This window comes from Nocardioides sp. SYSU D00065 (assembly GCF_017916425.1).
In the GTDB taxonomy this organism is placed as follows: domain Bacteria; phylum Actinomycetota; class Actinomycetes; order Propionibacteriales; family Nocardioidaceae; genus Nocardioides.
In genome coordinates, this window is sequence record NZ_JAFMSX010000001.1 from 401,081 (window position 1) to 424,441 (window position 23,361).

General features: G+C 71.8%; 27 protein-coding genes. 12 read left to right on the plus strand and 15 right to left on the minus strand.

Features of this window, described 5'->3' with window-relative positions; translation table 11 throughout:
* Window positions 1-4: 4 nt before the first annotated feature.
* The 5 genes from J3P41_RS01985 to J3P41_RS02005 are packed head-to-tail and all read right to left on the minus strand — an operon-like array spanning window position 5 to window position 3,760.
* Window positions 5-1,186, minus strand: coding sequence for an ATP-binding protein (locus J3P41_RS01985; protein WP_210648580.1), 1,182 nt, complete (start codon window positions 1,184-1,186; stop codon window positions 5-7).
* Window positions 1,183-1,755: a hypothetical protein gene (locus tag J3P41_RS01990; protein WP_210648581.1), complete on the minus strand. Its 573-nt coding sequence runs from the start codon at window positions 1,753-1,755 to the stop codon at window positions 1,183-1,185. The genes J3P41_RS01985 and J3P41_RS01990 overlap by 4 nt, the downstream gene beginning before the upstream one ends.
* Window positions 1,756-1,765: 10 nt before the next feature.
* Window positions 1,766-2,674, minus strand: a complete 909-nt coding sequence (gene htpX, locus J3P41_RS01995) for a zinc metalloprotease HtpX (RefSeq protein ID WP_210648582.1) — start codon at window positions 2,672-2,674, stop codon at window positions 1,766-1,768.
* A 10-nt stretch (window positions 2,675-2,684) separates the two neighbouring features.
* Window positions 2,685-2,963: a hypothetical protein gene (locus J3P41_RS02000; protein ID WP_210648583.1), complete on the minus strand. Its 279-nt coding sequence runs from the start codon at window positions 2,961-2,963 to the stop codon at window positions 2,685-2,687.
* Window positions 2,960-3,760: a PspA/IM30 family protein gene (locus J3P41_RS02005; protein WP_210648584.1), complete on the minus strand. Its 801-nt coding sequence runs from the start codon at window positions 3,758-3,760 to the stop codon at window positions 2,960-2,962. Before J3P41_RS02005 ends, J3P41_RS02000 begins: the two co-directional genes overlap by 4 nt.
* A gap of 161 nt (window positions 3,761-3,921) precedes the next feature.
* Between J3P41_RS02005 and J3P41_RS02010 the strand changes: the two genes are divergently transcribed.
* The 5 genes from J3P41_RS02010 to J3P41_RS02030 all read left to right on the plus strand — a co-directional run bounded on the left by J3P41_RS02010 (window position 3,922) and on the right by J3P41_RS02030 (window position 6,504).
* Window positions 3,922-4,503, plus strand: a complete 582-nt coding sequence (locus J3P41_RS02010) for a DUF3043 domain-containing protein (RefSeq protein ID WP_210648585.1) — start codon at window positions 3,922-3,924, stop codon at window positions 4,501-4,503.
* On the plus strand, window positions 4,500-5,090 hold the full coding sequence (locus J3P41_RS02015) for a GNAT family N-acetyltransferase (RefSeq protein ID WP_210648586.1): 591 nt from the start codon (window positions 4,500-4,502) through the stop codon (window positions 5,088-5,090). Before J3P41_RS02010 ends, J3P41_RS02015 begins: the two co-directional genes overlap by 4 nt.
* Before the next feature lie 120 nt (window positions 5,091-5,210).
* Window positions 5,211-5,438 carry a hypothetical protein gene (locus tag J3P41_RS02020; RefSeq protein ID WP_210648587.1) on the plus strand — a complete coding sequence of 76 codons (228 nt, stop codon included), beginning with the start codon at window positions 5,211-5,213 and terminating at the stop codon, window positions 5,436-5,438.
* Window positions 5,439-5,476: 38 nt separating this feature from the next.
* On the plus strand, window positions 5,477-6,208 hold the full coding sequence (locus J3P41_RS02025; protein WP_210648588.1) for an AzlC family ABC transporter permease: 732 nt from the start codon (window positions 5,477-5,479) through the stop codon (window positions 6,206-6,208).
* On the plus strand, window positions 6,208-6,504 hold the full coding sequence (locus tag J3P41_RS02030; protein WP_246861426.1) for an AzlD domain-containing protein: 297 nt from the start codon (window positions 6,208-6,210) through the stop codon (window positions 6,502-6,504). Before J3P41_RS02025 ends, J3P41_RS02030 begins: the two co-directional genes overlap by 1 nt.
* A 15-nt stretch (window positions 6,505-6,519) precedes the next feature.
* Here the strand turns inward: J3P41_RS02030 and dapB are convergent, their stop codons facing one another.
* On the minus strand, window positions 6,520-7,263 hold the full coding sequence (dapB, locus tag J3P41_RS02035; RefSeq protein ID WP_210649691.1) for a 4-hydroxy-tetrahydrodipicolinate reductase: 744 nt from the start codon (window positions 7,261-7,263) through the stop codon (window positions 6,520-6,522).
* A 102-nt stretch (window positions 7,264-7,365) separates the two neighbouring features.
* Here dapB and J3P41_RS02040 point away from each other — a divergent pair, with 102 nt between their 5' ends.
* Window positions 7,366-7,881, plus strand: a complete 516-nt coding sequence (locus J3P41_RS02040) for a trans-aconitate 2-methyltransferase (protein WP_210648589.1) — start codon at window positions 7,366-7,368, stop codon at window positions 7,879-7,881.
* A gap of 430 nt (window positions 7,882-8,311) precedes the next feature.
* On the opposite strand, the gene J3P41_RS02045 is transcribed toward J3P41_RS02040, so the two are convergent.
* The 7 genes from J3P41_RS02045 to J3P41_RS02075 form a co-directional block, all read right to left on the minus strand.
* Window positions 8,312-9,619, minus strand: coding sequence for a pitrilysin family protein (locus tag J3P41_RS02045; protein WP_210648590.1), 1,308 nt, complete (start codon window positions 9,617-9,619; stop codon window positions 8,312-8,314).
* A gap of 108 nt (window positions 9,620-9,727) precedes the next feature.
* Window positions 9,728-11,959, minus strand: a complete 2,232-nt coding sequence (locus J3P41_RS02050; RefSeq protein WP_210648591.1) for a polyribonucleotide nucleotidyltransferase — start codon at window positions 11,957-11,959, stop codon at window positions 9,728-9,730.
* A 284-nt stretch (window positions 11,960-12,243) separates the two neighbouring features.
* A complete protein-coding gene (rpsO, locus tag J3P41_RS02055) occupies window positions 12,244-12,519 on the minus strand; it encodes a 30S ribosomal protein S15 (RefSeq protein WP_056906479.1) in 276 nt (91 codons plus the stop codon).
* 171 nt (window positions 12,520-12,690) lie between these two features.
* Entirely contained in the window at window positions 12,691-12,957 is a 267-nt protein-coding gene (locus J3P41_RS02060) for a DUF6458 family protein (protein ID WP_210648592.1), read from the minus strand.
* 202 nt (window positions 12,958-13,159) lie between these two features.
* Window positions 13,160-14,260, minus strand: coding sequence for a hypothetical protein (locus J3P41_RS02065; protein ID WP_210648593.1), 1,101 nt, complete (start codon window positions 14,258-14,260; stop codon window positions 13,160-13,162).
* The gene (locus J3P41_RS02070; RefSeq protein WP_210648594.1) at window positions 14,257-14,607 is read right to left on the minus strand and encodes a PadR family transcriptional regulator; all 351 of its coding nucleotides are present in this window, start codon (window positions 14,605-14,607) and stop codon (window positions 14,257-14,259) included. Before J3P41_RS02070 ends, J3P41_RS02065 begins: the two co-directional genes overlap by 4 nt.
* 127 nt (window positions 14,608-14,734) lie before the next feature.
* A complete protein-coding gene (locus tag J3P41_RS02075; RefSeq protein ID WP_210648595.1) occupies window positions 14,735-15,166 on the minus strand; it encodes a PTS sugar transporter subunit IIA in 432 nt (143 codons plus the stop codon).
* A 203-nt stretch (window positions 15,167-15,369) separates the two neighbouring features.
* On the opposite strand from J3P41_RS02075, the gene J3P41_RS02080 reads away from it, so the two are divergent.
* Window positions 15,370-16,047: a hypothetical protein gene (locus J3P41_RS02080; RefSeq protein ID WP_210648596.1), complete on the plus strand. Its 678-nt coding sequence runs from the start codon at window positions 15,370-15,372 to the stop codon at window positions 16,045-16,047.
* A gap of 108 nt (window positions 16,048-16,155) precedes the next feature.
* Here the strand turns inward: J3P41_RS02080 and J3P41_RS02085 are convergent, their stop codons facing one another.
* A complete protein-coding gene (locus J3P41_RS02085; RefSeq protein ID WP_210648597.1) occupies window positions 16,156-17,706 on the minus strand; it encodes a PTS mannitol transporter subunit IICB in 1,551 nt (516 codons plus the stop codon).
* A 188-nt stretch (window positions 17,707-17,894) separates the two neighbouring features.
* Between J3P41_RS02085 and J3P41_RS02090 the strand changes: the two genes are divergently transcribed.
* Window positions 17,895-18,941: a zinc-dependent dehydrogenase gene (locus J3P41_RS02090; protein WP_210648598.1), complete on the plus strand. Its 1,047-nt coding sequence runs from the start codon at window positions 17,895-17,897 to the stop codon at window positions 18,939-18,941.
* A 33-nt stretch (window positions 18,942-18,974) separates the two neighbouring features.
* Here the strand turns inward: J3P41_RS02090 and ptsP are convergent, their stop codons facing one another.
* A complete protein-coding gene (ptsP, locus tag J3P41_RS02095) occupies window positions 18,975-20,657 on the minus strand; it encodes a phosphoenolpyruvate--protein phosphotransferase (protein WP_210648599.1) in 1,683 nt (560 codons plus the stop codon).
* A gap of 86 nt (window positions 20,658-20,743) precedes the next feature.
* Between ptsP and J3P41_RS02100 the strand changes: the two genes are divergently transcribed.
* Genes J3P41_RS02100 through J3P41_RS02115 form a run of 4 tightly spaced genes read left to right on the plus strand, consistent with a single transcriptional unit; the run spans window position 20,744 to window position 23,308 of the window.
* Window positions 20,744-21,511 carry a DeoR/GlpR family DNA-binding transcription regulator gene (locus J3P41_RS02100; protein ID WP_210648600.1) on the plus strand — a complete coding sequence of 256 codons (768 nt, stop codon included), beginning with the start codon at window positions 20,744-20,746 and terminating at the stop codon, window positions 21,509-21,511.
* Window positions 21,508-22,461 carry a 1-phosphofructokinase family hexose kinase gene (locus J3P41_RS02105; RefSeq protein ID WP_210648601.1) on the plus strand — a complete coding sequence of 318 codons (954 nt, stop codon included), beginning with the start codon at window positions 21,508-21,510 and terminating at the stop codon, window positions 22,459-22,461. Before J3P41_RS02100 ends, J3P41_RS02105 begins: the two co-directional genes overlap by 4 nt.
* The gene (locus tag J3P41_RS02110; RefSeq protein WP_210648602.1) at window positions 22,458-23,009 is read left to right on the plus strand and encodes a PTS sugar transporter subunit IIA; all 552 of its coding nucleotides are present in this window, start codon (window positions 22,458-22,460) and stop codon (window positions 23,007-23,009) included. Before J3P41_RS02105 ends, J3P41_RS02110 begins: the two co-directional genes overlap by 4 nt.
* Window positions 23,010-23,065: 56 nt before the next feature.
* A complete protein-coding gene (locus J3P41_RS02115) occupies window positions 23,066-23,308 on the plus strand; it encodes an HPr family phosphocarrier protein (protein ID WP_210648603.1) in 243 nt (80 codons plus the stop codon).
* Window positions 23,309-23,361 lie beyond the last annotated feature (53 nt).

Sequence of the window (23,361 nt, forward strand, 5' to 3'; positions counted from 1 at the left end):
CGGCTCAGTCCTCGACCGCGGGCAGCTCGAACCAGAACACGGAGCCGCCGCCCTCGCGCGCGTGCACCCCCATCGTGCCGCCGTGCGCCTCGACGACGCGACGGCACGTCGCCAGTCCGATGCCGCTGCCCTCCACCGACTTGTCGAGCCGAGCGAGGGGCGCGAAGACCCTCTCGCGCTTCTCGTCGGGGATCCCACGTCCCCGGTCGCGCACCTCGATCCTGTTGATCCCGTCGAGCGTACGGGAGTCCACCTCGATCTGCGGCGGCTCGCCGTCGGCGGTGAACTTGGCGGCGTTGTCGACGAGGTTCATCAGCACCGACCGCAGCTGGACCGCGTCGCCGCGTGCCAGCGGGAGCTCGCCCACCACCACGTGCTCGCGCGGGACGCGTGCGCTCAGGTCGTCGAGCGCGGACGACAGCTCCGCTGCGAGGTCGACGACGTCGTCGCCGGGAGGCTCGCCCTGCGAGGCGAACTCCAGCAGGTTGTTGATCATGGCGTTCATCCGGTCCACCCCGCGCCGGGCGCGCGCCACGATGTCGGCCAGGTCGGGCTCGGTCACGTCGAGCTCGAGCGACTCCAGCGACAGCGAGACCGACGTCAACGGGTTCTTCAGGTCGTGGCTGACCTGTCCGGCGAAGTGGACGAGCCGCTCGTTGGACGTGCTCAGGCGTTCGTTGGTCTCGCTCAGCCGCCGTGAGGCCAGTTCGAGCTCGAGCACGTCGACAACCCGGTCGGCGAGCAGCGCGAGTCCCCTCGCGGCATCGGGCGTGACCTCGTGCGTCCGGTCGTCGAAGACGCACAACGTGCCGATGACCACGCCGGACGGCGTGCGCAGCGGGTGGGAGGCGTAGTACTTCACCCGGGCGTGCCGGCCGTCGGTCCACGGGCTGTCGATGTAGCGCTCGTCCTGGCTGGCGTCCTCGAGGAGCACCGGCTCCCCCGACTCCACGACCCGGCGGCACATCGAGTCCCGCCGTGGTGTGGGCGCGCCGACGAACCCCGTCGTGGCGACCGGGTGCTGCGTCTCGCGCGTCAGCAGGTTGATGGCCGCGTACGGCACCCCGGCGACCTGCGCTGCGAGGTCGGCCAGGGCGTCCAGCTCGCGACGCGGCGGTCCGTCGATCACGTCGTAGGCCGCCATGGCGCGCTCGCGCCGGCGCCACCGCGCGGTCTCGTCGCTCACAGCCCGGGAGCCTTCCAGACGGCGAGCCAGCGCTGCAGGTCCGGCTCCATCGGCAGCTCGGCGCCCAGCAGGTCGCGCACGGACAGCTCGAGCAGCGTGTCTCGCGACTGCTCGCCGGTGGGCGCGAACGGGTAGAAGGTGCCCTGCTTGTAGAGGTACGTCAGCCCGAACCGCTGGCCGGACGCGTTCGCGAAGGGGACCACGGAGCAGAGCAGGCCGCTGTCGAAGCCGTTCAGCTCCAAGGTGGTGTTCACCGCGTGCAGGTCGGTGCACAGGCCGGCTACGTCGGCCTTGTCGCCGGACACGACGAGCCACGTGAACCCGAAGTCGTCCTCGGTCACCCTCACCTCGGGCGCCTCGGCATCGTCACGCACCAGGGCCACCACGTCCTGCTGGGTCTGGGCGAACGCCGCGCCGGTGGCCGCCCGGTAGCACACCGACCCGGTCCCGGTGGGCTCGAAGCCGAGGGCCGTCTGCAGCGTGACGGCGGCGCTCGGCACGAGGAAGAGTGCGTCGAGGTCGTTCGCCTTGGGCCGCGTACGCCCGCGCAGCGCCTCCCAGAGTCCCATCGCCGCCTCCTCAGCCGGTCGGCCGGCTGAGCTCGGCCTGGATGCGGGCGAGCTGCTCGAGCCGCTGCTGCAGCGGCGGGTGGGTGGCCAGGAGACCGCCGAGGCCGCCGCCGCTCAGCGCCGGCACGATGCAGAGCGCGCTCGCGGCGTTGGCGGCGCGCAGGTCGCGCTCGGGGATCGCGGCGCCCGCACCGCTGATCTTCTGCAGGGCGCTGGCCAGCGAGGCGGGCTTGAACGTGAGGTAGGCGCCGGCACGGTCGGCGCTCAGCTCGCGGTAGCGCGAGAGGAGCCGGAGCAGCAGGAAGCTGACGGCGTACACGACGAGGCTGACCACGATGGCGACCAGCACGGCCGGCAGCGCGCCGTTGTTGTTGCGCGAGCGGCCCATCGCGCCGAACTGGGCGAAGCGCATCAGCAGGCCGGCGGCGATCCCGGCGGACGAGGCGACCGTCATGACCAGCACGTCGCGGTGCGCGACGTGGCTCAGCTCGTGGGCCAGCACGGCCTCCAGCTCCTCGGCGTCGAGGACGTGCAGGATGCCGGTCGTCACGCAGACCACGGACCGGTCCGGCGAGCGGCCCGTCGCGAAGGCGTTGGGCACGGCCATGTCCGCGATGCCCACCCGCGGCTTGGGCATGTCGGCGAGCGCGCAGAGGCGGTCGATCATGCCGTGGAGCTCGGGCGCCTCCTCGGGCGTGACCTCCCGGGCCCGCATGGCGCGCATCGCCACCTTGTCGGAGCTCCACCACTGCCAGAACGCGATGCCGATGGCGATGACCGCGACGATCGGCGCGGCCTCCGCCCCCACGAAGCTGATCACCGCCACGACGAGGGCCACGAAGAGCGCCCCGAGCAGGAACATCGTCAGGGTCATCCGGGCGGTGAGCCCGCTGTCCTTGATGAAGCGCGTCTGGGCCATCGAGGTCCGGTCAGCCCGGGATCAGGCCGTCGTCGCCCAGGAGCTCGCGCACCTCGTCGATCGTCGCGTCCGGCGGCGGCAGGATGAGGTCGGACTCGTCGAGGGAGTCGAGCTCGTGGTGCGTGCCGCTGGAGCGCACGGCGGACAGCAGCCCGTGCAGCGAGGTGCGGAACATCTCCTCGTCGCCGGACTCGATGGCCTGCTCGATCTGGTTGTCGAGCCCGTTGAGGGCGTCGAGCGCGTGGTCGTCGAGGTCGTACTGACCCTCGCCCAGGATCCGTACGATCATGCCCGGCCGCCCTCGGTGGACTCGCCCTCGGCGCGCACGGTCTCGGGCTCCGCGGCCAGGATGTCGCCGCCGCCGTCCGCGGCCTCGATGGCCTGGGGGGCGCTCGAGGCCTTGAGGCGGGCCAGCTCGGCCTCGACGTCCGAGCCGGAGCTGAGGGCGTCGAGCTCGCGGGCGATGTCGTCGCCGGCGTTGAGCTGCGAGGCGTCGTCGAGCGCGCCGGAGGCGATCAGTTCGTCGATGGCCTGGCCGCGGGCCTGCATCTGCGCGGTCTTGTCCTCGGCGCGCTGGATCGCGAGGCCGACGTCGCCCATCTCCTCGCCGATGCCCGACATCGCCTCGCCGATGCGCGTCTGCGCCTCGGCCGCGGTGTAGGTGGCCTTGATCGTCTCCTTGCGGGTGCGGAAGGCCTCGACCTTGGCCTGGAGCCGCTGCTGCGCCAGGACGAGCTTCTCCTCCTCGCCCTGCAGCGTCGCCTGCTGCTCCTTGAGCGCCGTGATCTGCGACGTGAGCCCGGACTTGCGGGTCAGCGCCTCCCGCGCCAGGTCCTCGCGACCCGCGCCGATCGCCTTCTCCGCCTGACCCTGGAGCTTGGCGGCCTGCTGCTCGAGCTGGTTGACCTGGAGCTCGACCCGCTTGCGGCTGGTCGCGACGTCGGCGACGCCTCGCCGCACCTTGGAGAGGAGCTCGAGCTGGCGCTGGTAGCTGTAGTCGAGGGTCTCGCGGGGGTCCTCCGCCTTGTCCAACGCCGTGTTGGCCTTGGAACGGAAGATCAGGCTGATGCGCTTCATGAGGCTCATCGGGGTGGGAACCCTCTCGTGGTGATGGCGGTCGTGACGAGGTCGTCTGTCTCACCCTAGAACCAAAGCCAAGCCGGTGGTAAGCCATCCCGGACGCGGGTCGACGTAGCCCCGCGGCGATAGGCTGCTGCCAGCATCCGACCCACCTGAAGGCAGCACGCGTGTTCCGTCGCACCCACCCCGAGCCCGAGACGCCCACGACCATCGACAAGGTGGGTGGCAAGGGACGTCCCACGCCCACGCGCAAGGAGGCCGAGGCGGCGGCCCGCGAACGCGCCAAGGTGCCGCGGACCCGCAAGGAGCAGATGGCCGCGCAGCGCGCCGCCCGCGGCGACAGCTCGCGACGGATGCGCGAGGCGATGAAGACCGGCGACGACCGCTACTTGCCGAGCCGCGACCGCGGCCCGGTGCGCCGGTTCATCCGCGACTTCGTGGACTCCCGGTTCTCCTTCATCGAGCTGATGGTCCCGCTGCTCGTCCTGTCGATGGTGCTCGGCTCCATCGGCGGCGACGACATGATGCGGCTCGGCAACACCGTGCTGTTCACGACGCTCCTGGTGATCGTCGTCGACATCGTGATGCTCCGCTTCCGCCTGCGCCGCGAGCTCGCCCGGCGCTTCCCTGGGGAGTCCACCAAGGGAGCGGTCCTCTACGCCGCCATGCGCTCGCTGCAGATGAAGTTCCTCCGCCTGCCCAAGGCCCAGGTCAAGATCGGCGAGAAGCTTCCCGAGAACTACCGATGAGCCATTCCCACTCGTCCCAGTCGGCCCCGGGCGGCGCTGCGGGGGGAGGGCCGGGCGCGGACGTGTCCGTCCGCGTGGCGTGGGCCGACGACGCCGCGGCGATCGCCGCGGTGCAGGTGCGGGCGTGGCCCGAGCTGTACGCCGGCCTCCTGCCCGCCGAGGTGATCCCGACCGACGTGGACGCCGTCGCCGCGCAGTGGCGCCAGCTGCTCGCCCGCCCGACCGACGCCCGCAACCGGGTGCTGGTCGCGCTCGAGCGCAACCGGGTCGTCGGCTTCGCACTCACGTCGCCGGCCTCGGACCCCGACTGCGATCCGGTCGCCGACGGCGAGCTGGCCGAGGTGACCCTCGATCCTGCCGAGCGCGGGAGGGGACACGGCTCGCGCCTGCTGCAGGCGGCGGTCGACACGCTGGCCGCCGACCGGTTCCGACGCGCGGTGACGTGGGTCAACGCCGGCGACGACGCGTTGCGGGCCTTCCTCACCGACGCCGGCTGGGCACCGGACACCGCGCACCGCGAGCTCGACCTCGACGGCACCGGCACGACGACGGTCAAGCAGGTGCGCCTCCACACCGCCATCGCCTGACGGCGCCTGACAGCGCCCGACGACCTCCGGGTCCTCCGCCGTCGCGGCTCCTTGCTTTTCGTGTGACGCGCGTCACCATGGAGGCCTGGCTATCCCGCCAGCCCGGCACGGGGGTTCGAGATGCTCGGTCCGCTTCCTACTCTGCACAGGTTCGCGCTCGTCATCGCGGCGCTCCTCGTCTGCGTCGGCGCGGGCCTGTGGCTGAGCGTCGTGCCCGACGTACCGCTCAACCTCCGCGTCGGCCTGGTGGCCGGCGTGGCGGTGGGCGCGACGGCCGCCTTCGTGCTCGTCCACGACTTCCACCGCCGCGAGTCCGCTCGCAGCCGGTCCCGTCGCCGAGCGACGTAGGCGTCCTCCTCGACAGCACCATGGCCTAGCCTGCACGCGTGAGCGATGCCGCCCTGTCCCCTGGCGAACGCTCCGGCATCGTCCGCGACAGCCTCGCCGTGGGCGTGGCGACCGGCGCGTACGGCATCGGGTTCGGGGCCGTCTCGGTCGCGTCGGGGCTCAGCGTCGCCCAGACCTGCGTGCTCTCGCTGCTGATGTTCACCGGGGCCAGTCAGTTCGCGCTCGCCGGCGTGGTCGCCGCGGGCGGTGCGCCGATGTCGGGAGCGGCCACCGCGCTGCTGCTGGGGACCCGCAACACCCTCTACGGGCTGCGGATGGCTCCCCTGCTGCAGTGGCGGGGCTGGCGCCGCTTCGCCGCGGCCCACGTCCTCATCGACGAGTCCACCGCCATGGCGGTCAACCGTGACTCCACCGCGGGCGCCCGCCTCGGGTTCGCGACGACCGGGATCGCGGTCTTCGTGCTCTGGAACCTCGCCACCGCGGTCGGTGCCGTGGCGGGCGAGGCCGTCGGCGATCCGCGGACCTTCGGGCTGGACGCCGCCGTCGGCGCGGCGTTCCTCGCCCTGCTGTGGCCGCGGCTGGAGGCCCGCCGCAACGTCGTCGTGGCGGTGGCGGCCGCTGCGGTCGCGCTGGCGATGGTGCCGGTCTCGGCGCCCGGTGTGCCGGTGCTCGCCGCCGGCGGGGTGGCGCTCCTGGTCGGGGTGCTGGCCGGGCGGCGCCGTGCGGCGCCGGCCGGGCGGACCGCGGATGCGGACGGAGGCCACCGCTGATGTGGACCGCCGTGTTGCTGGCCTGCGTCGGCTGCTACGCCCTCAAGCTGGCCGGGCTGTCCCTGCCCGAGCGGGTCCTGAGCCACCCGACGGTCGAGCGGGTGGCGGACCTGATCCCCGTCGCGCTCCTCGCCGCGCTGGTGGCCGTGCAGGTGTTCTCCTCCGGCACCGCCCTGGCCCTCGACGCGCGCGTCCTGGGAGTCGCCTTCGCCGTCGTGGCGCTGCTGCTGCGGATGCCGTTTCTGGTCGTGGTGGTGGGGGCTGCGCTCGTCGCGGGCCTGGCCCGCCTGGTCTGAGGCCGCAGCCGCACCTCAGTCGAGGTCGAGGAAGGACTCGAGGCCGACCGTGAGCCCGGGCCGGCCTCCGATGCCCCGCACCCCGACCAGGACGCCCGGGGTGAAGGAGACGCGGTCCAGCGAGTCGTGCCGCACGGTGAGGGTCTCCCCCGCCGTACCCATGACCACCTCCTGGTGGGCCACCAGCCCGCGCACCCGCAGGCCGTGCACCCGTACGCCGTCGACGTCGGCTCCGCGGGCTCCCTCGAGCCCGGTCGACGTGGCGTCGGGCATGGGCGGGCTGCCCGCCTCTCGCCGGGCGGCGGCGATCAGCTCCGCGGTACGGCGGGCCGTACCCGAGGGCGCGTCGGCCTTGTCGGGGTGATGCAGCTCGACGACCTCGACGGACTCGAAGAACGGGGCTGCCTGCGCCGCGAAGCGCATCATCAAGATGGCGCCGATCGAGAAGTTCGGGGCGATCAGGATCCCCACGCCCGGGGCGTCGGCGAGCCACCCCCGGAGCCGGTCCAGGCGGGCCTCGTCGAACCCCGTGGTGCCGACGACCGCGTGGATGCCGTGCTCGACGCAGAAGCGCAGGTTGTCCATCACCACGTCGGGGTGGGTGAAGTCCACTGCGACCTGCGCGCCGGCGCGGGCCAGCTCCTCGACGTCGTCGCCCGCGTCGACCGCGGCCACGAGCTCGGTGTCGGGCTCGGCCTCGACGGCTCGGCGTACCTCCGTGCCGACCTTGCCGCGTGCGCCGAGCACGCCGACGCGGATGGGGGTCTCAGCTGTGGTGCTCACCCGTCCAACCTATCGTCGGGACCAGGTCGCGAGTGGCGGTGGCTGACGAGTGAACACGTGTCTGGCAGGCTGTGCGCCATGCCGATCTCGACCATCCCGCCGCGCATCAAGTGGGCCGTCGACCTCATGGACGTCCAGCCGGGCGACCAGGTCCTGGAGATCGGGTGTGGTCCCGGCGCCGGCGCGGAGGCGATCTGCAGCCGGTTGGAGACCGGCAAGCTGTTCGCGATCGACCGCTCGGAGTCGGGCGTGGACCGCACCAAGCGGCGCAACCAGAGGTACGTCGACGCCGGCCGCCTCGTCGTACGCCAGATCGACCTGGCCACCCTGCGGGTGCCGGTCAAGCGGCTGAACAAGGTGTTCGCCTTCAACGTGAACCTGTTCTGGGTCCGGGCCTGCGACGACGAGGTGGCGCTCTTGCACGAACGGCTGGTGCCCGGTGGAGCGGTGTACCTCTTCTACGAGGCCGCGCGTCCCGAGCTGGTGCCCAACATCGTCAAGAAGGCCTCGGAGAACCTCCAGCGCGGCGGGTTCCGGGTCAGCGTCGTGGAGCAGAAGGCTCCGCCGGTGATCGGCCTGATCGGGCGTCGCTGACGGTTCGCTCGGTGTCCGGCCACGATGCCGGGCGCTTGTCGAGGCGCCTCTGGGGCCTGAAACCCTTCGCCCCAGTCGTACCTTGCGCCCGTCATTCATCACGGTATGTCGCTGAGTGGGCACTCCCCTCGCTCAATTCACCTGGGGAAGTGCCCGTTCGACGACATACCGTGATGAAGCACCAGCGGGGTGCGGCTTCACCAAGGTACGTCGCCAAGTGGGCACTCCCCTCGCTCAGTTCACCTGGGGAAGTGCCTGTTCGACGACATACCGTGATGGAGCACCAGCGGGGTGCGGCTTCACCAAGGTACGTCGCCGAGTGGGCTCTCCCCTCGCTCAGTTCACCTGGGGAAGTGCCCGTTCCACGACATACCGTGATGAAGCACCAGCGGCGGTGTGCGGCCAGCGGCGGCCGGAGCCAGGCCGAGCGCTACTTCGTCGGACCGACGACAGCGAGCAGCTCGGGCTGCGTGAACAGGTCGCGGGCGAGGGTCGAGACGTCGTCGAGGGTCACGGCCTCGATCCGGGCGACCACCTCGTCGATGGTCAGCAGCTCGTCGTGCAGCAGCTCCGCCTTGCCGATGCGCGACATCCGGGACGCGGAGTCCTCGAGCCCGAGCACCAGGCCGCCCTTGAGCTGGCCCTTGCCACGCTCGAGCTCCTCGGACGTGATGCCGTCGGCGGCGACCTTGGCGAGCTCGGCGCGGACGGTCTCGAGCACGGCGTCGTACTTGTTGGGCAGGCAGCCCACCGAGACCCCGACGACGCCGGCGTCGGCGTGGTGGGTGGCGAACGAGTACACCGAGTACGCCAGGCCGCGCAGCTCGCGCACCTCCTGGAACAGCCGTGACGACGTGCCGCCGCCGAGTGCGGTGTTGAGCACGCCCAGGGCGTAGCGGCGCGGGTCCGTGCGGGTCAGGCCCTTGACCCCGAGCACCAGGTTGACCTGCTCCTGCGGGCGGACCGTACGCGCCTCGCCGGGGTGGACGCGGCGCGCCTTCTCGGACTGCTCCGACAGCGTGGGCTCGGCCTCGCCGTCGAGGAAGCCGCTGCGGGCGAAGGCCTGCCGGACCTGACCCACGACGGTCGCGTGGTCGATGTTGCCGGCCACCGAGACGACCATGTTGTCCGGCCGGTAGTGGCGACGGTAGAAGCGGTGGATCTGGTCACGGGTCAGGGCGCGGATCGAGTCGTCGGTCCCGGCGATCGGCCGGCCGAGCGGGGTGTCCCCCCACGCCTGGTGGGCGAAGAGGTTGTGGACCACGTCGTCGGGGTCGTCGTCGTGCATGGCGATCTCGTCGAGGATCACGTCGCGCTCGGCCTCGACGTCGGCCTCGGTGAGCGTCGATGCGGTCACCATGTCGCCGAGCACGTCCACGGCCGTGGCCAGGTCCTCGTCGAGGACCCGGGCGTGGAAGACGGTGTACTCCTTGGTGGTGAAGGCGTTGAACTCCCCACCGACCGCGTCGAGCGCGATCGAGATGTCCATCGCCGAGCGCTCCGGGGTGCCCTTGAAGAGCAGGTGCTCGAGGAAGTGGGAGCAGCCGTGCAGGGCCGGCGTCTCGTCGCGCGAGCCGACGTTGACCCACACGCCGATGCTGGCCGAGCGCGTGCCGGCCATCTGCTCGGTGACGACACGCAGGCCGCTGGGCAGGACGGTCCGGCGTACGCGGGAGGTCACCGCACCCTCGGCGTCCTTGACGGTGTGGAGGGTGCGGGTGGTGCCGTTCTTCTGCACGAGGGTCCTTCCGGGGGTGAAGGCGGGGGGAACGCCGCGACCGGCCGGCCAGACGGCCGGCCGGTCGCGGATGGATCGGGTGGAGCGGGTCTCCGAGCGGAGCTCAGGTCACTCCGCCTCGACGGCCTCGGTGTCGGCCGGCTCGGCGTCGCCCTCGGCCTCGTCGACGACGGGGACCAGCGAGAGCTTGCCGCGGTCGTCGATCTCGGCGATGGAGACCTGGACCTTCTGGCCCACGGCCAGCACGTCCTCGACGGCCTCGACGCGCTTGCCGCCGGCCAGCGCGCGCAGCTTGCTGATGTGCAGCAGGCCGTCCTTGCCGGGCATGAGGGAGACGAAGGCACCGAAGTTCGTGGTCTTCACCACGGTGCCGAGGTAGCGCTCGCCGACCTCGGGCATCGTCGGGTTGGCGATCGCGTTGACCGCCGCCTTGGCAGCCTCGGCCGCCTCGCCGTTCGTCGCGCCGATGTAGACCGTGCCGTCGTCCTCGATGGACAGCGTCGCGCCCGTGTCGTCCTGGATCTGGTTGATGACCTTGCCCTTGGGCCCGATCACCTCGCCGATCTTGTCGACGGGCACGCGCACGGTGATGATGCGCGGCGCGTGGATCGACATCTCCTCGGGTGCGTCGATGGCCTCGGCCATCACGTCGAGGATCGCCAGGCGCGCGTCGCGGGCCTGGGTCAGCGCGGAGGCCAGCACCTCGGCGGGGATCCCGTCGAGCTTGGTGTCGAGCTGGAGCGCGGTGACGAACTCCCGGGTGCCGGCGACCTTGAAGTCCATGTCGCCGAAGGCGTCCTCGGCACCGAGGATGTCGGTCAGGGCGACGTACTGCGTCTCGCCGTCGACCTCGCCGGAGATGAGGCCCATCGCGATGCCGGCGACCGACGCCTTGAGCGGAACGCCCGCCTGCAGCAGCGACAGGGTCGAGGCGCAGACCGAGCCCATGGAGGTCGAGCCGTTGGAGCCCATCGCCTCGGAGAGCTGGCGGATCGCGTAGGGGAACTCCTCGCGCGAGGGCAGCACCGGCAGCAGCGCGCGGCGCGCGAGGGCGCCGTGGCCGACCTCGCGGCGCTTGGGCGAGCCCACGCGGCCGGTCTCGCCGGTGGAGAACGGCGGGAAGACGTACTTGTGCATGTAGCGGCGGTGCTTCTCCGGCGACAGCGTGTCGAGCTGCTGCTCCATCTTGAGCATGTCGAGGGTGGTGACGCCCAGGATCTGGGTCTCGCCGCGCTCGAACAGTGCGGAGCCGTGCACCCGCGGGATCACGTCGACCTCGGCGTGCAGCGGGCGGATGTCGGCGAGCCCGCGGCCATCGATGCGGACCTTGTCGCGCAGCACGCGCTGGCGCACCAGCGACTTGGTTAGCGAGCGGAACGCCGCGCCGATCTCCTTCTCGCGGCCCTCGAAGTCGCCGGCGAGCTTCTCGAGCAGCTGCGCCTTGATCTCGTCGACGCGTGCCTCGCGCTCCTGCTTGTCGCCGATGGTCATCGCGGCAGCGGTGTCGTCGGTGGCGGCGGCCTCGACGGCGGCGTAGACGTCGTCCTCGTAGTCGAGGAAGACCGGGAAGTCCTCGACCGGCTTCGCCGCCTCGGCGGCGAGCTGCGACTGCGCCTCGCACAGCTGCTTGATGAACGGCTTGGCGGCGTCGAGGCCACCGGCGACGACCTCCTCGGTCGGCGCCTGGGCGCCCCCCTGCACCAGCGTGATGGTCTGCTCGGTGGCCTCGGCCTCGACCATCATGATCGCGACGTCGCCGGTCTCGGTGACGCGCCCGGCGACGACCATGTCGAAGACGGCGGACTCGAGCTGCTCGTGGGTCGGGAATGCCACCCACTGGCCGTCGATCAGGGCGACGCGCACCCCGCCGACGGGGCCGGAGAACGGCAGGCCGGAGAGCTGGGTGGACATCGACGCGGCGTTGATGGCGAGCACGTCGTAGGGCATGTTGGGGTCGAGCGCCAGGACCGTGATGACGACCTGGACCTCGTTGCGCAGGCCCTTCTTGAACGTCGGGCGCAGCGGGCGGTCGATGAGGCGGCAGGTGAGGATCGCGTCCTCGCCCGGGCGGCCCTCGGAGCGGAAGAACGAGCCGGGGATCTGGCCCACGGCGTACATCCGCTCCTCGACGTCGATCGTCAGCGGGAAGAAGTCGAAGTGGTCCTTGGGCTGCTTGGACGCGGTCGTCGCCGAGAGCAGCATGGTCTCGTCGTCGAGGTACGCCGTGACGGCGCCGGCCGCCTGGCGGGCGAGCAGGCCGGTCTCGAACTTGACCGTGCGCTTGCCGAAGGAGCCGTTGTCGAGGACGGTCTCGACAGCGGAGATGATGGGTTCACTCATGGAAGCAGGATCTGCTTTCTCTTAGCGGAGCGATCCGCGGCGTCCACACACGAAGGATGGCGGTGGAGGCGTCGTGGGCCCCGCGGGGCCGGTCTTCGATCGAGGCCCGCAGCTCCCTGGACGGGGACGGTCTGAAGGCCACTACCGAGGACCGGGCCGGACGTGCGGGTCGCTCCTGGTGGGTGTGTGTTCAGTTGTGGCGTGGTCCGGTACGACACTAGCGCGGCGACCGGACCCGGAAACCGATCGGAGCGGCCTCCCCCGTGGGGAGGCCGCTCCGGTGATCAGCGGCGGAGGCCGAGACGCTCGACGATCGAGCGGTAGCGCTCGATCTCGGTCTTCTGCAGGTAGTTGAGCAGACGACGGCGCTGGCCGACGAGCAGCAGCAGGCCACGACGGCTGTGGTGGTCGTGCTTGTGCGTCTTGAGGTGCTCGGTGAGGTGCGAGATGCGGTGGCTGAGCAGCGCGATCTGGACCTCGGGGGAACCGGTGTCGCCCTCGGTCAGGGCGTACTCCGCGATGATCTTCTTCTTGGTCTCCGCGTCGGTACCAATCGACATGGGGGCTCCTTCGGTTCTCGTTGCGCGGCGCGCCCGGGCCTGTTCACCGGGGCACTCTGGTTCCGCGGCCGTCGTGACGGCACGTCGCCCTGGCGGGCAACCGCAGAAGCATATCGAGGCGCTGGACGAGCGGCCCAATCCGCGCCGCGCACCGAGCCGTGCAGGGTGCCCTCAGACCGCCGGCGGGGGCGGCGGGTCGGACTCCGTGGTGCGCTGGGTCGTGGCCTGGCGGCCCTGGGCGTCCGTGGTGGTGGCGACGGTGCTGTGACGCCGACGAGTGTTCTGCTGGATCAGCGTGAGCACCAGCCACAGCACGCCGGCCAGGACGAGGATCCAGCCGAGGGTCGTGACCTCGAGCGGGCCCACCTCCTGCTGGTTGAACGCGAGAGCCAGGATCAGGCCCACGACGATGAGGCCGATCGGTCCTCCGAAACCCATGACGTGCTCCATTCTGTGGGGTGTCTGGGGGCGCCCGGCGTGCACCGGGCGGCGCAGAGTCTGGCGCGGTCCCGCCACCGCTGTCACCCCCCTCCGGGGTGCCCGGGCGCGGATGCACCCGCACCATCGGTCCCCGCCGGGCGCGGAGCCATGGGGAGCGGTCACCCCCGCGACCACTCCCCATGACGACTGTGGGGCCCGGTCATCGCCTCCGGTCGTCCGCGCCGGCACGCTTCCCGTCGTCGGCGGCCCTGTCCGCCCGTTCGCGCCGGTCGCGGCGGGGCGTCTCCACCGCCTCGGCCGGCGCCGGCACGAGCGGGTGTGTCACCGCCGGGGTGGTCGCCCGGTCGGGGGTCGGGAAGGCCGCGCCGGTCAGGTCGGCGCGCCGCTCGGGCGTACGAGCGCGGCGCTCGCGCTCGGCCAGCGGGAAGACGTTCCACCGGGTGACGTCGCCGAGCACCCACGGCACCGTGCGGCTGGCCTGGTCGAAGCAGTGCACGGCGAGCGGACGTCCGGCCTGGTCGTAGAGCTGCACGCCGGTCAGCGGCCGGCCGCCGGCGTCGTAGGCGGCGATGTTGCACACCTCCTCACCGCGGTTGAGCACGCCGGACGACTGGCTGTAGGTCGCCGCCTCGGCATAGCCGCGGGCGTAGCGGTCCCAGGCGTGGCCGTCGAGCTGGCCGTTGATGATCGGCAGGCTGACGACCGCTCCCAGGTTGAGCGCGACCAGCACGAGGCGAGCGAGCGCTCCGCGCGATCCCGCGGGGCGAGCCCCGGGCCAGGCCCGGCCCAGACCGACGAGGGCGCTGCCCGCGACGCAGACGACCAGCATCGCCAGCCCGAGCCCGGCGTGGACGCCGGGCAGCCAGGTGAGGCCGTAGTCGTCCCAACCCGGCCAGAGGAGGGCGAGGGCGACGGCGGCGGCGTAGGCCCGCAGGACCCACCACGCCGGCTGAAGCGCGGACAGCACCGCCCACAGTGGCGCCAGCCGCGGCCGCGCCATCCCCGTGTCCCACCAGCTGCGGACGTCGTCGAGCCGCTGCGCCAGCGGGACGCCGGAGACCAGGCGCAGCCGGCGGCGAGGGACCGGGTCGAACCCGGCGGCCGAGCGCAGCTCGCGGGCGTAGGACTCCGGGTCGCCGAGCACACCCCCGCCGTGCTCGGCGACCTGGTCACCCAGGTCCGCCTCGAGGCCCTCGGTCAGCTCGAGCCGGTCCTCCTCGGACAGGTCGGCCAACAGGTCGCGGACCCGGGCGACGAAGGCGGCGACGTCGGGGCGGACGGGAAGCTCGGTGGTGTTCATGCGCTCGCTCCCTGCGAGGTCGAGACGGAGGGTCCGTCGAGGAGCCCGTCGAGGACGGAGGAGAAGGCGTGCCAGTCGCGGCGCTGACGCACCAGCTGGTCGCGGCCGATGGGCGTGATGCCGTAGTACTTGCGGTGCGGTCCGCTCTCGGAAGGCACGACGTACGACGTCAGGGCGCCGGCGGCGTACAGCCGCCGCAGCGTCCCGTAGACCGAGGCGTCGCCGACCTCGGTCAGTCCGCCGTCGCGGAGCCGGCGCACGATGTCGTAGCCGTAGCCGTCCTCGCCCTTGACCACGGCGAGCACCGCGAGGTCGAGGACTCCTTTGAGGAGCTGGGTCTGGTCCATGCAGTGCACACTACCTCGCACTCCGTAGTAGTGCGCGATGCGTCGACTTCTCGGCGCGGCGCGGCAGAGGCAGGAGAAGCCCCCACCGATCGGCGGGGGCTTCTCTCGTGGGGTCGAGGTGCGGCGGTCAGACCCTGCCGACCAGGACCGCCAGGACGTCGTCCGGCGTCCGCGCCGACTCGAGGGCCGCAAGGGCGGCGTCGTCGGTGAAGGCGCCCGCCAACGCCTGGAGGACGGTCAGGTGGTCGTCACCGGCACCGGCGATCCCGACCACGAAGCGGGCCGGGCTGCCGTTCCAGTCGATCGGCTGGTCGTAGCGTAGGAACGAGATGGCCGTGCGCCGGATCAGCGACTTCGCCTCGTTGGTGCCGTGCGGGATGGCGAGGCCGTTGCCCATGAACGTCGACACCGAGGCTTCGCGCTCGTGCATCGCGTCGACGTACGACTCGTCGACGGCGCCGCCCGCCACCAGCAACAGGCCGGCCTCCGTGATCGCCTCGTCCCTCGTGCGCGCCTCCCCGCCCAGCACGATGGACTGCGGGCTCAGTACGTCGCTCATCTGCTCATCTCCTCGCAACGGGGGTGCGACCCTGGCGGTCGCCGACGCGGAAGCGTCGTGGCCATCACACCACAGCGCCCCCGGCAGCGGAGATTGCGAACTCCGTCACAACGGGCGCCGGAGCGCCCTACGCTGGGACGTCCGGTCACGGGGGCGGGTCAGCAGCCGCGCCCCACCTCATCGTCGGGCGGAAAGGGCACCCCATGAGCGACGGCACCACGACCCCCAGCAGCACCTTCACCGTCCACGGCGACGGCCGCTGGCACGGCGACGACGGGTCGGCCGGCGAGCTGGCCGGGACGACTCTCTACGTCGTCCGCGCGCTCGCGCAGGTCGACCAGCTGCTCGGGATCGGGCCGCTGGCCGGCTTCACCGCCGCCGGCGGTGCGCGCGAGCTCGAGGCCCGCGTGGGTCATGACGGCGACTTCGGCACCGAGGTGGCGGGCACGCTCGTCGCGACCGGAGCGACGGCCAAGCCCGTGGACGAGCACTCGCTCGCCGCCACGCTGGGCGACGAGCTCGACCACGTGCTGGACCAGGTCACCCAGGTCGAGCTGGTCGCGGGCTGCTTCGTCGTCTCCAGCAACGGCAACCTCCTGGCCGACCGCGTGCCGGGGGTGGCCGAGGACGCGCTGGCCGGCACCGGACGCCGCGTGAAGGTGGCCTACGACGCCTTCGACCGGTTCCTCGGCACCACGGCGCTGGTGACGCGCTTCGAGTGGGCCGACATCGTCGCGGCCCCCGTCGGCAACGGCCTGGCCGTCGTCATCGCCGATCCCAGCGCCGAGCTCGAGGCCATCCTCTCCGCGGTGCAGGTCGGTGGCGGCGTGCTCAGCGGCGTGGACCTCGCCGTGTTCCGCGGCTCCGCGCTGCTGGGCTGACCGGGAGGTCATCGCGCGACGTACCCCGTCCGCGCACGCACGGGACCCGGCTCCCGCTCGCGCGGGGCCGGGTCCGGTGGGTGATGGGGCAGGCGCGGGTGATCGGCCTCAGGACTTGGGGCTGCTGTCCTCGACCATCGCGACGATCTCGTCGTAGCGGGGGCTGCCCATGAAGTTGTCCACGGAGACGTGCACAGCGGACGGGGTCCTCTCACGGGCCCGGTCGGTGAGGTCCTGGTGCGTCACCACGAGGTCGTAGCTGTCGTCCAGGTTGGCGATCGCCTTGTTGGTGACCGTCACCTCGGGGTGCCCGGCGGCCTGGATCTTCTTGCGAAGCACCGAGGCGCCCATCGCCGAGGACCCCATGCCCGCGTCGCAGGCGAACGCGATGTTCTTGATCTCGCGGGTCGCCGTGCCGACCCCACCCGCGCCCCCACCGGTCAGGGCGCTGGAGACCGAGGACTTCTTGCCCTTGTTGGCCTCCATCTGAGCGGTGGCCGCGGCGAGGTCACCCTCGTCGTCGGCCTTGTCGAGCTTGAGCAGGAACGCTGCCACGAGGAAGCTCACCAGAGCCGAGAGCACGACCGACAGGGTCACGCCGACGATGCTGCCCGCGGGCGACTGGAGCCAGACCGCGATGATCGAGCCCGGCGCAGCCGGGGCCTGCAGGCCGGAGTCGAAGACGAGGTTGGTCGCCACACCGGTCATGCCGCCGAGGATCACTGCCGCGATCAGCTTGGGCTTCATCAGCACGTAGGGGAAGTAGATCTCGTGGATGCCGCCGACGAACTGGATCAACGCGGCGCCGGGGGCGGATGCCTTGGCGACACCCTTGCCGAAGACCGCGAAAGCGAGCAGCAGGCCGAGGCCCGGACCGGGGTTGGCCTCGATGAGGAAGAGGATCGACCTGCCGCTCTCGGCCGCCTCGGCGGTGCCGAGCGGGGTGAAGACGCCGTGGTTGATGGCGTTGTTGAGGAAGAGGATCTTGGCCGGCTCGACGAAGATGGAGGCGAGCGGGAGGAGGCTGTTCTCGACGAGGAAGTCGACGACGTCCTCGGCCAGGTTGGAGAAGGCCTGGACGAACGGGCCGGCGACCAGGAACCCGCCGATGGCCAGCACCATGCCCCAGATGCCGGCGGAGAAGTTGTTGACCAGCATCTCGAAGCCGGGCTTGATCTTGCCGTCCCACAGGGCGTCGATCTTCCTCATCGACCAGCCGCCCAGCGGGCCCATGATCATCGCGCCGAGGAACATCGGGACGTCGGCGCCGGCCACAGCTCCCATCGTGGCGATCGCACCGACGACACCGCCGCGGATGTTGTCGTTGTACATCATCCGACCGCCGGTGTAGCCGATGAGCAGCGGCAAGAGGTAGGTGATCATCGGGCCGACGATGCCGACGTGCTCGCCGTCCCAGCCGCCCAGCGCGGACACGAAGCCGTAGGTGTGCTGGCCGGCTTCGGTGCCGGGCTCGTAGCCGAACAGCTTGTCGCCGATGAGGGTGATCCAGCCGGCCTGGATGAACAGGGCGGTGATGAGTCCCCAGGCGATGAACGCGCCGATGTTCGGCAGCACCATGTTGGAGAGGAACGTGCCGAACTTCTGCACGCGGACCCGGGCGCCGGATCTCGCCTCGGGAGTGGATGTCGTGGTCGCCATGCTGAGTTGTCCTCCAGTCGAACGCGGGGTGAGCCCCATCACATGATGCGCTGAATTAAACCTCAAGAACGGGCATGTTGCCAAGCATTCGGGCATCAGATCGTGCCCGAACCTGTGGCTTTACCTGTGCGCGGGCGCTACGGTGACACCACACGCACCGCTTCGCCACCGATTCGAGGAGTTTCGCCATGAAGGCCCTGCGCTTCTTCGCCCCCGAGGACGTACGTCTCGTCGACGTGCCCGAGCCGGACTGCGGTCCTCGCGAGGTCAAGATCAAGGTGCGGAACTGCTCCACCTGCGGCACGGACGTCAAGATCAAGAAGAACGGGCACGTCAACATCACCGGCGAGACCACGATGGGCCACGAGGTGGCCGGCGAGGTCGTCGAGGTCGGCGCCGAGGCGCTGGGCGGCTTCGCCGTCGGCGATCGGGTGCAGTGCATCGCAGCCGTGCCGTGCGGCGAGTGCCACGAGTGCCGCAAGGGCTGGATGGAGGTCTGCCAGAACCAGACCTCGGTCGGCTACCAGTACGACGGCGGGTTCGCCGAGTACATGATCGTGCCCGAGCAGGTGTTGAAGGTCGACGGCCTCAACCGCATCCCCGACAACGTCGGCTTCGACGAGGCCTCCGCTGCGGAGCCGTTCGCGTGCGCCATCAACGCCCAGGAGCAGCTGGGCATCGAGGAGGGCGACTTCACCGTCGTCTTCGGCGCCGGCCCTATCGGTTGCATGCACATCCGCATCGCCCGGGGCGTGCACAAGGTCGGCACCGTCGTGCTGGTCGACATCAACGAGGAGCGTCTCAAGATGTCGGCCGACGCGGTGAAGCCCGACCACGTCATCAACGCCTCCGAGGTCGACGTGGTCGCGAAGGTGCTGGAGCTGACCGGCGGCCGCGGCGCGGACGTGATCATCACCGCCACCCCGGCCAACGTGACGCAGGAGCAGGCCATCGCCATGGCCGCGCGCCAGGGACGGATCTCCTTCTTCGGCGGCCTGCCCAAGAACGACCCCTTCATCAAGGCCGACTCCAACCTCATCCACTACCGCCAGCTGCACGTCCACGGCGCCAACGGCTCCTCCCCCGCCCACAACAAGCGGGCGCTGGAGTACATCTCCTCCGGGCAGGTGCCGGTCAAGGACCTCATCACCCGCCACGTGGCCCTCGACGACGTCATGAGCGTCTTCGACATCGTCGCCAAGGGCGAGGCCATCAAGGTCACCGTCGAGCCCTGAGCTCGGGCGCCCCGGCGTTCCGCGGGGCGCCGGTCAGTGGCCGAGCAGCTCCCGCACGGCTGCGCGCCCGGCCATCGGGTCCGGTGCCCCGAGCGCCGCCTCGGCGGCCGCCTCGCAGGTCTCGAAGGTGACCTTGGCCAGCTGGGCGCCGACCGGCCTGACGGCGCGGGCGGCCATCGACAGCGACGTGATGCCCATGCCGATCAGCGCCGTGGCGAGCAGCGGGTCGGCTGCGGCCTCGCCGCAGACGCCGACCGGCTTGCCCGCCTCGGTGCCGGCGTGCGCGGTGATCGCGATCAGCTGCAGCACGGCCGGTTGCCAGGGGTCGGTGAGGTGCGCGAGGTCGGTGGCCATCCGGTCGGCCGCCATGGCGTACTGGGTGAGGTCGTTGGTGCCGATCGACAAGAAGTCGACGACCTCGAGCATGCGGTGCGCGAGCAGCGCGGCGCTGGGGATCTCGACCATCACCCCGGCCTTGAGGCCGCGGCCCCGCACCGCGGCGGAGAAGTCGGCGGCCTCGGCGACGGTCGCCACCATGGGCGCCATCACCCAGGTCTCGGTGCCGGTGCGCTCGGCGGCGGTGGCGATGGCGTCGAGCTGGCGCTCCATCAGCCCCGGATTGCCGAAGCTCAGCCGCAGGCCGCGCACGCCGAGCGCGGGGTTCTCCTCGCCCTCGTGGGTGGCGAAGGCGATCGGCTTGTCCGAGCCGGCGTCGAGGGTGCGTACGACGACGTGGCGCCCGTCGGAGTAGGGGGCGAGCACGCCGGCGTAGATCTCGGCCTGCTCCTGCACGCTCGGCTCGTCCTTGCGGTCGAGGAAGCACAGCTCGGTGCGGAACAGGCCGACGCCCTGCACGGGCTCGGCGCTCGCGGACTCGGCGGAGGCGCCGTCGGCGACGTTGGCCAGCAGCTTGACGGGCAGGCCGTCCGCCGTGGACGCGGGCCCGCTCCAGGACGCCAGCTCCTCGCGCAGCCGCCGGCTCTCCTCGACCCGCGCACGGGCCTCGCCGGGGTCGGTGCCCAGCTCGATGGTGCCCGCCTCGCCGTCGACCACGACGAAGGTGCCGGACGACAGCTGGGTGACGCCGGCAGCCCCGACGACGCACGGGATCCCGAGCTGGCGGGCAATGATCGCGGTGTGGCTGGTGGCACCGCCACGCTCGGTCACCAACGCCGTGACGAGCCGGGGATCCAGCCCCGAGGTGTCGCTGGGCGCGAGGTCCTCCGCCACGAGGATCGACGGCTCGGTCGGGGTGGGCACTCCCGGCGCCGGCTCCCCGACGAGGTGGGCGACCACCCGGCGCTCGATGTCGCGCAGGTCGGTGACCCGCTCGGCCATCAGGCCGCCCATGTTGGTGAAGATCGTGACGAACTGGTCGACCGCCCCCTGGACCGCCGCGACCGGACCGTGCCCCGCCTGCAGGTTCTTGGCCACGCCGGAGCGCAGGCCCTTGTCGCGAGCCAGACCGGCGCTGGCCGTGAGCACCTCGGCAGCGGCGCCCTGCGCTGCGGCCGCCTTGGCCGAGAACGTGTCGGCGACGGCCGCGACCGCCTCGTCGTACGCCGCCAGCGCCGCGTCCGCGTCGGCGAAGTCGCCCTCGCCGTAGCGGGCGATCGCCTCCGGCGACACCTCGCCGCGGACATGGAGGACGGGGCCTGCGGCGACACCCGGCACGACCGGGGTCCCGCTCAGAGACGTCAACGCCGATGTGGTCATGGACACACCGTAGAACACGCCGCGGTTGACAAGCAACACATTCGGTACTAAAACAACACATACGCAGATCTCCGGAGAGGGGACCCATGTACGCCGAGGAGCGTCAGCAGGCGATGGCCCAGCTGATCAGCCGCCGCGGCCGCCTGTCGGTGGTGCAGCTCGCCGAGAAGTTCGAGGTCACCACCGAGACGGTACGCCGCGACCTGTCGACGCTCGACCGGATGGGGCTGGTCCGTCGGGTGCACGGCGGCGCCGTGCCGGCCGGATCGCTCACGGTCATCGAATCAGGGATCGGCGAGCGCGACCAGTCCAACCCGCAGGCCAAGGAGGCGATCGCCAACGCCGCCGTCGCCCTTCTCCCCCCGCCCGACTCCGTCGTGGTCATCGACGCGGGCACCACGACCGCCCGGTTCGCCGCCGCCCTTCCGCGCGACCACCGCCTCACGGTCGTCACGCACGCCGTGCCGGTCGCGACGCGACTCGCGGGACTCCCCCAGATCGAGCTGCACCTGCTCCCGGGCCGGGTGCGTCCCACCACGCACGCAGCGGTCGGCGCCGAGACCGTCGCCGCGCTGGCCGAGCTGCGCGCCGACGTCGCGTTCATCGCCACCAACGGCCTCACCGTCGGTCACGGACTGACCACGCCCGACAGCGACGAGGCGGCCAGCAAGCGGGCGATGATCGCGTGCGCGCGACGCACGGTGGTGCTCGCCGACTCCTCCAAGCTCGGTCTCGAGACGGCCGTGCGCTTCGCCACCCTCGACAGCCTCGACGTGCTGGTCACCGACAGCGACATCGAGCCCGCGGACCGTCGCGCCCTCGAGTCCGCCGGCATCGAGGTCCTGGTCGCATGATCCTGACCCTGACCCCCAACCCGAGCTTCGACCGGACCGTGGCGCTCGACGGACCGCTCGATCGCGGCCAGGTCCACCGCGTCGTCTCCGTGACGTCGCAGGCCGGCGGCAAGGGCGTCAACATCTCCCGCGCCGCGGTCAGCGCCGACATCCCCAGCATCGCCGTCGTACCTGCCCTCAAGGACGACCCGTTCGTGCTCGAGCTCCTCGGCGCGGGCATCGACTGCCGTCCGGTGCGTCCGGCCGGCAGCGTGCGGGTCAACCTCACCATCACCGAGCCCGACGGCACCACGACCAAGCTCAACTCCCCGGGCGCGGAGGTGGGCGCCGAGGACCTGGAGCGCATGGCCGAGGCGGTGCTGGCGCGCGCCTCCGTGGCCGACTGGACGGTGCTGGCGGGCTCGCTGCCGGCGGGCGCCCCGGCCGAGTTCTACGCCCACCTCGTACGCCGCCTGCGCGCGGTCGGCGGGCACGTCGCGGTGGACACCAGCGAAGGCCCGCTGCAGGCCCTCGTCGACGCCCTGCCGAGCGCGGCGCCCGACCTGATGAAGCCCAACGGGGAGGAGCTGGCCTCCTTCACCGGTGGCGACGCCGACGCGCTCGAGGCCGACCCGGCCGCGACCGCCGTGGCGGCCCGCCAGCTCGTCGAGCGGGGCGTCGGCGCGGTCCTCGCCACGCTCGGTGGCAACGGCGCGGTCCTGGTGACGGCGGAGGGCGCCTGGCACGCCACGCCCCCGCCGACCACCGTCGTCAGCACCGTCGGGGCGGGCGACTCGAGCCTGTTCGGCTACCTTCTGGGCGACATGCGAGGACTTGCGGCTCCCGAGCGCCTGGCGTTGGCTGTGGCCTACGGCAGCGCCGCCGCAGGCCTTCCCGGCACCACCATCCCCCAGCCCTCGCAGCTCCGCACGGAGCTCGTCGGCGTCACCGCCCTCGGAGGCACAGCATGACCGACCTCATCACCACCGACCTCGTGCGCCTGGGCGCCGACTGGGGTGCCGACAAGCACGACGTGATCCGCGCGCTCGCCGGCGTCGTCGACGACGCCGGCCGCGCGACCAGCCGGGACCAGATCGTGCAGGACGCCTTCGCCCGCGAGTCGAACGCCGCGACCGGACTCCCCGGCGGCATCGCCATCCCGCACTGCCGCACGACCGGCGTGTCCGCGCCGACGCTCGCGTTCGCCAGGCTCGACCCGCCGGTCGACTTCGGTGCCGCGGACGGACCGGCGGACCTCGCGTTCCTGATCGCCGCGCCGACCGAGGGCGACGTCGACCACCTGACGATCCTCGGCAAGCTGGCCCGTGCCCTCGTCAAGCGCGCCTTCACCGACGCGCTGCGGTCCGCCGCCTCCGCGCAGGACGTCATCGACGTGGTGACGCACGCGCTCGGCGTGCCCGCTCCCGCGACCACTGCCGCCCCGGCCTCCGGCGCGCCCTCCGGCGCAGCGAACCCCGGCGCCGGCGAGACGACCGACCCGCCGACGCCGGCGTCCTGACCCGGCCGCCCGTGAGCCGACCAGACCCACCGCACGACCCATCCCGAAGGAGAACCATGCCCAGCAAGTCCGTCGTCGTCGGCTCCGCCGTCGGCCTGCACGCCCGCCCCGCCGCGATCATCGCCGAGAAGGCGGGCGAGCTCGGCTCGGACGTCACGATCAACGGTGTCGACGCCAGCTCGTCGCTGATGATCATGACGCTGGGCGCCAGCCACGGCGACACGGTCGAGGTGGCCGGGGACGACCAGGCCGCGGTCGACGAGATCGCGGCGCTCGTCGAGCGCGACCTCGACGCCTGACGGAGTCCGACCTGCGGGTCACCACTCCATCGTGGAGGATCCGAGCCACCTGG

Excerpts from the sequence above, each read along its gene's own strand:
- J3P41_RS01990 (WP_210648581.1), bottom strand. The coding sequence starts at position 1,755 with ATGGGACTCTGGGAGGCGCTGCGCGGGCGTACGCGGCCCAAGGCGAAC.
- rpsO (WP_056906479.1), bottom strand. The coding sequence starts at position 12,519 with ATGTCGATTGGTACCGACGCGGAGACCAAGAAGAAGATCATCGCGGAG.
- J3P41_RS02110 (WP_210648602.1), top strand. The coding sequence starts at position 22,458 with ATGACCGACCTCATCACCACCGACCTCGTGCGCCTGGGCGCCGACTGG.
- J3P41_RS02065 (WP_210648593.1), bottom strand. The coding sequence starts at position 14,260 with ATGAACACCACCGAGCTTCCCGTCCGCCCCGACGTCGCCGCCTTCGTC.
- J3P41_RS02105 (WP_210648601.1), top strand. The coding sequence starts at position 21,508 with ATGATCCTGACCCTGACCCCCAACCCGAGCTTCGACCGGACCGTGGCG.
- J3P41_RS02085 (WP_210648597.1), bottom strand. The coding sequence starts at position 17,706 with ATGGCGACCACGACATCCACTCCCGAGGCGAGATCCGGCGCCCGGGTC.
- J3P41_RS02100 (WP_210648600.1), top strand. The coding sequence starts at position 20,744 with ATGTACGCCGAGGAGCGTCAGCAGGCGATGGCCCAGCTGATCAGCCGC.
- J3P41_RS02060 (WP_210648592.1), bottom strand. The coding sequence starts at position 12,957 with ATGGGTTTCGGAGGACCGATCGGCCTCATCGTCGTGGGCCTGATCCTG.
- J3P41_RS02075 (WP_210648595.1), bottom strand. The coding sequence starts at position 15,166 with ATGAGCGACGTACTGAGCCCGCAGTCCATCGTGCTGGGCGGGGAGGCG.
- J3P41_RS02000 (WP_210648583.1), bottom strand. The coding sequence starts at position 2,963 with ATGATCGTACGGATCCTGGGCGAGGGTCAGTACGACCTCGACGACCAC.
- J3P41_RS02115 (WP_210648603.1), top strand. The coding sequence starts at position 23,066 with ATGCCCAGCAAGTCCGTCGTCGTCGGCTCCGCCGTCGGCCTGCACGCC.
- ptsP (WP_210648599.1), bottom strand. The coding sequence starts at position 20,657 with ATGACCACATCGGCGTTGACGTCTCTGAGCGGGACCCCGGTCGTGCCG.
- J3P41_RS02080 (WP_210648596.1), top strand. The coding sequence starts at position 15,370 with ATGAGCGACGGCACCACGACCCCCAGCAGCACCTTCACCGTCCACGGC.
- J3P41_RS02090 (WP_210648598.1), top strand. The coding sequence starts at position 17,895 with ATGAAGGCCCTGCGCTTCTTCGCCCCCGAGGACGTACGTCTCGTCGAC.
- J3P41_RS02030 (WP_246861426.1), top strand. The coding sequence starts at position 6,208 with ATGTGGACCGCCGTGTTGCTGGCCTGCGTCGGCTGCTACGCCCTCAAG.
- J3P41_RS02040 (WP_210648589.1), top strand. The coding sequence starts at position 7,366 with ATGCCGATCTCGACCATCCCGCCGCGCATCAAGTGGGCCGTCGACCTC.
- htpX (WP_210648582.1), bottom strand. The coding sequence starts at position 2,674 with ATGGCCCAGACGCGCTTCATCAAGGACAGCGGGCTCACCGCCCGGATG.
- J3P41_RS02005 (WP_210648584.1), bottom strand. The coding sequence starts at position 3,760 with ATGAGCCTCATGAAGCGCATCAGCCTGATCTTCCGTTCCAAGGCCAAC.
- J3P41_RS02020 (WP_210648587.1), top strand. The coding sequence starts at position 5,211 with ATGCTCGGTCCGCTTCCTACTCTGCACAGGTTCGCGCTCGTCATCGCG.
- J3P41_RS02050 (WP_210648591.1), bottom strand. The coding sequence starts at position 11,959 with ATGAGTGAACCCATCATCTCCGCTGTCGAGACCGTCCTCGACAACGGC.
- J3P41_RS02015 (WP_210648586.1), top strand. The coding sequence starts at position 4,500 with ATGAGCCATTCCCACTCGTCCCAGTCGGCCCCGGGCGGCGCTGCGGGG.
- J3P41_RS02070 (WP_210648594.1), bottom strand. The coding sequence starts at position 14,607 with ATGGACCAGACCCAGCTCCTCAAAGGAGTCCTCGACCTCGCGGTGCTC.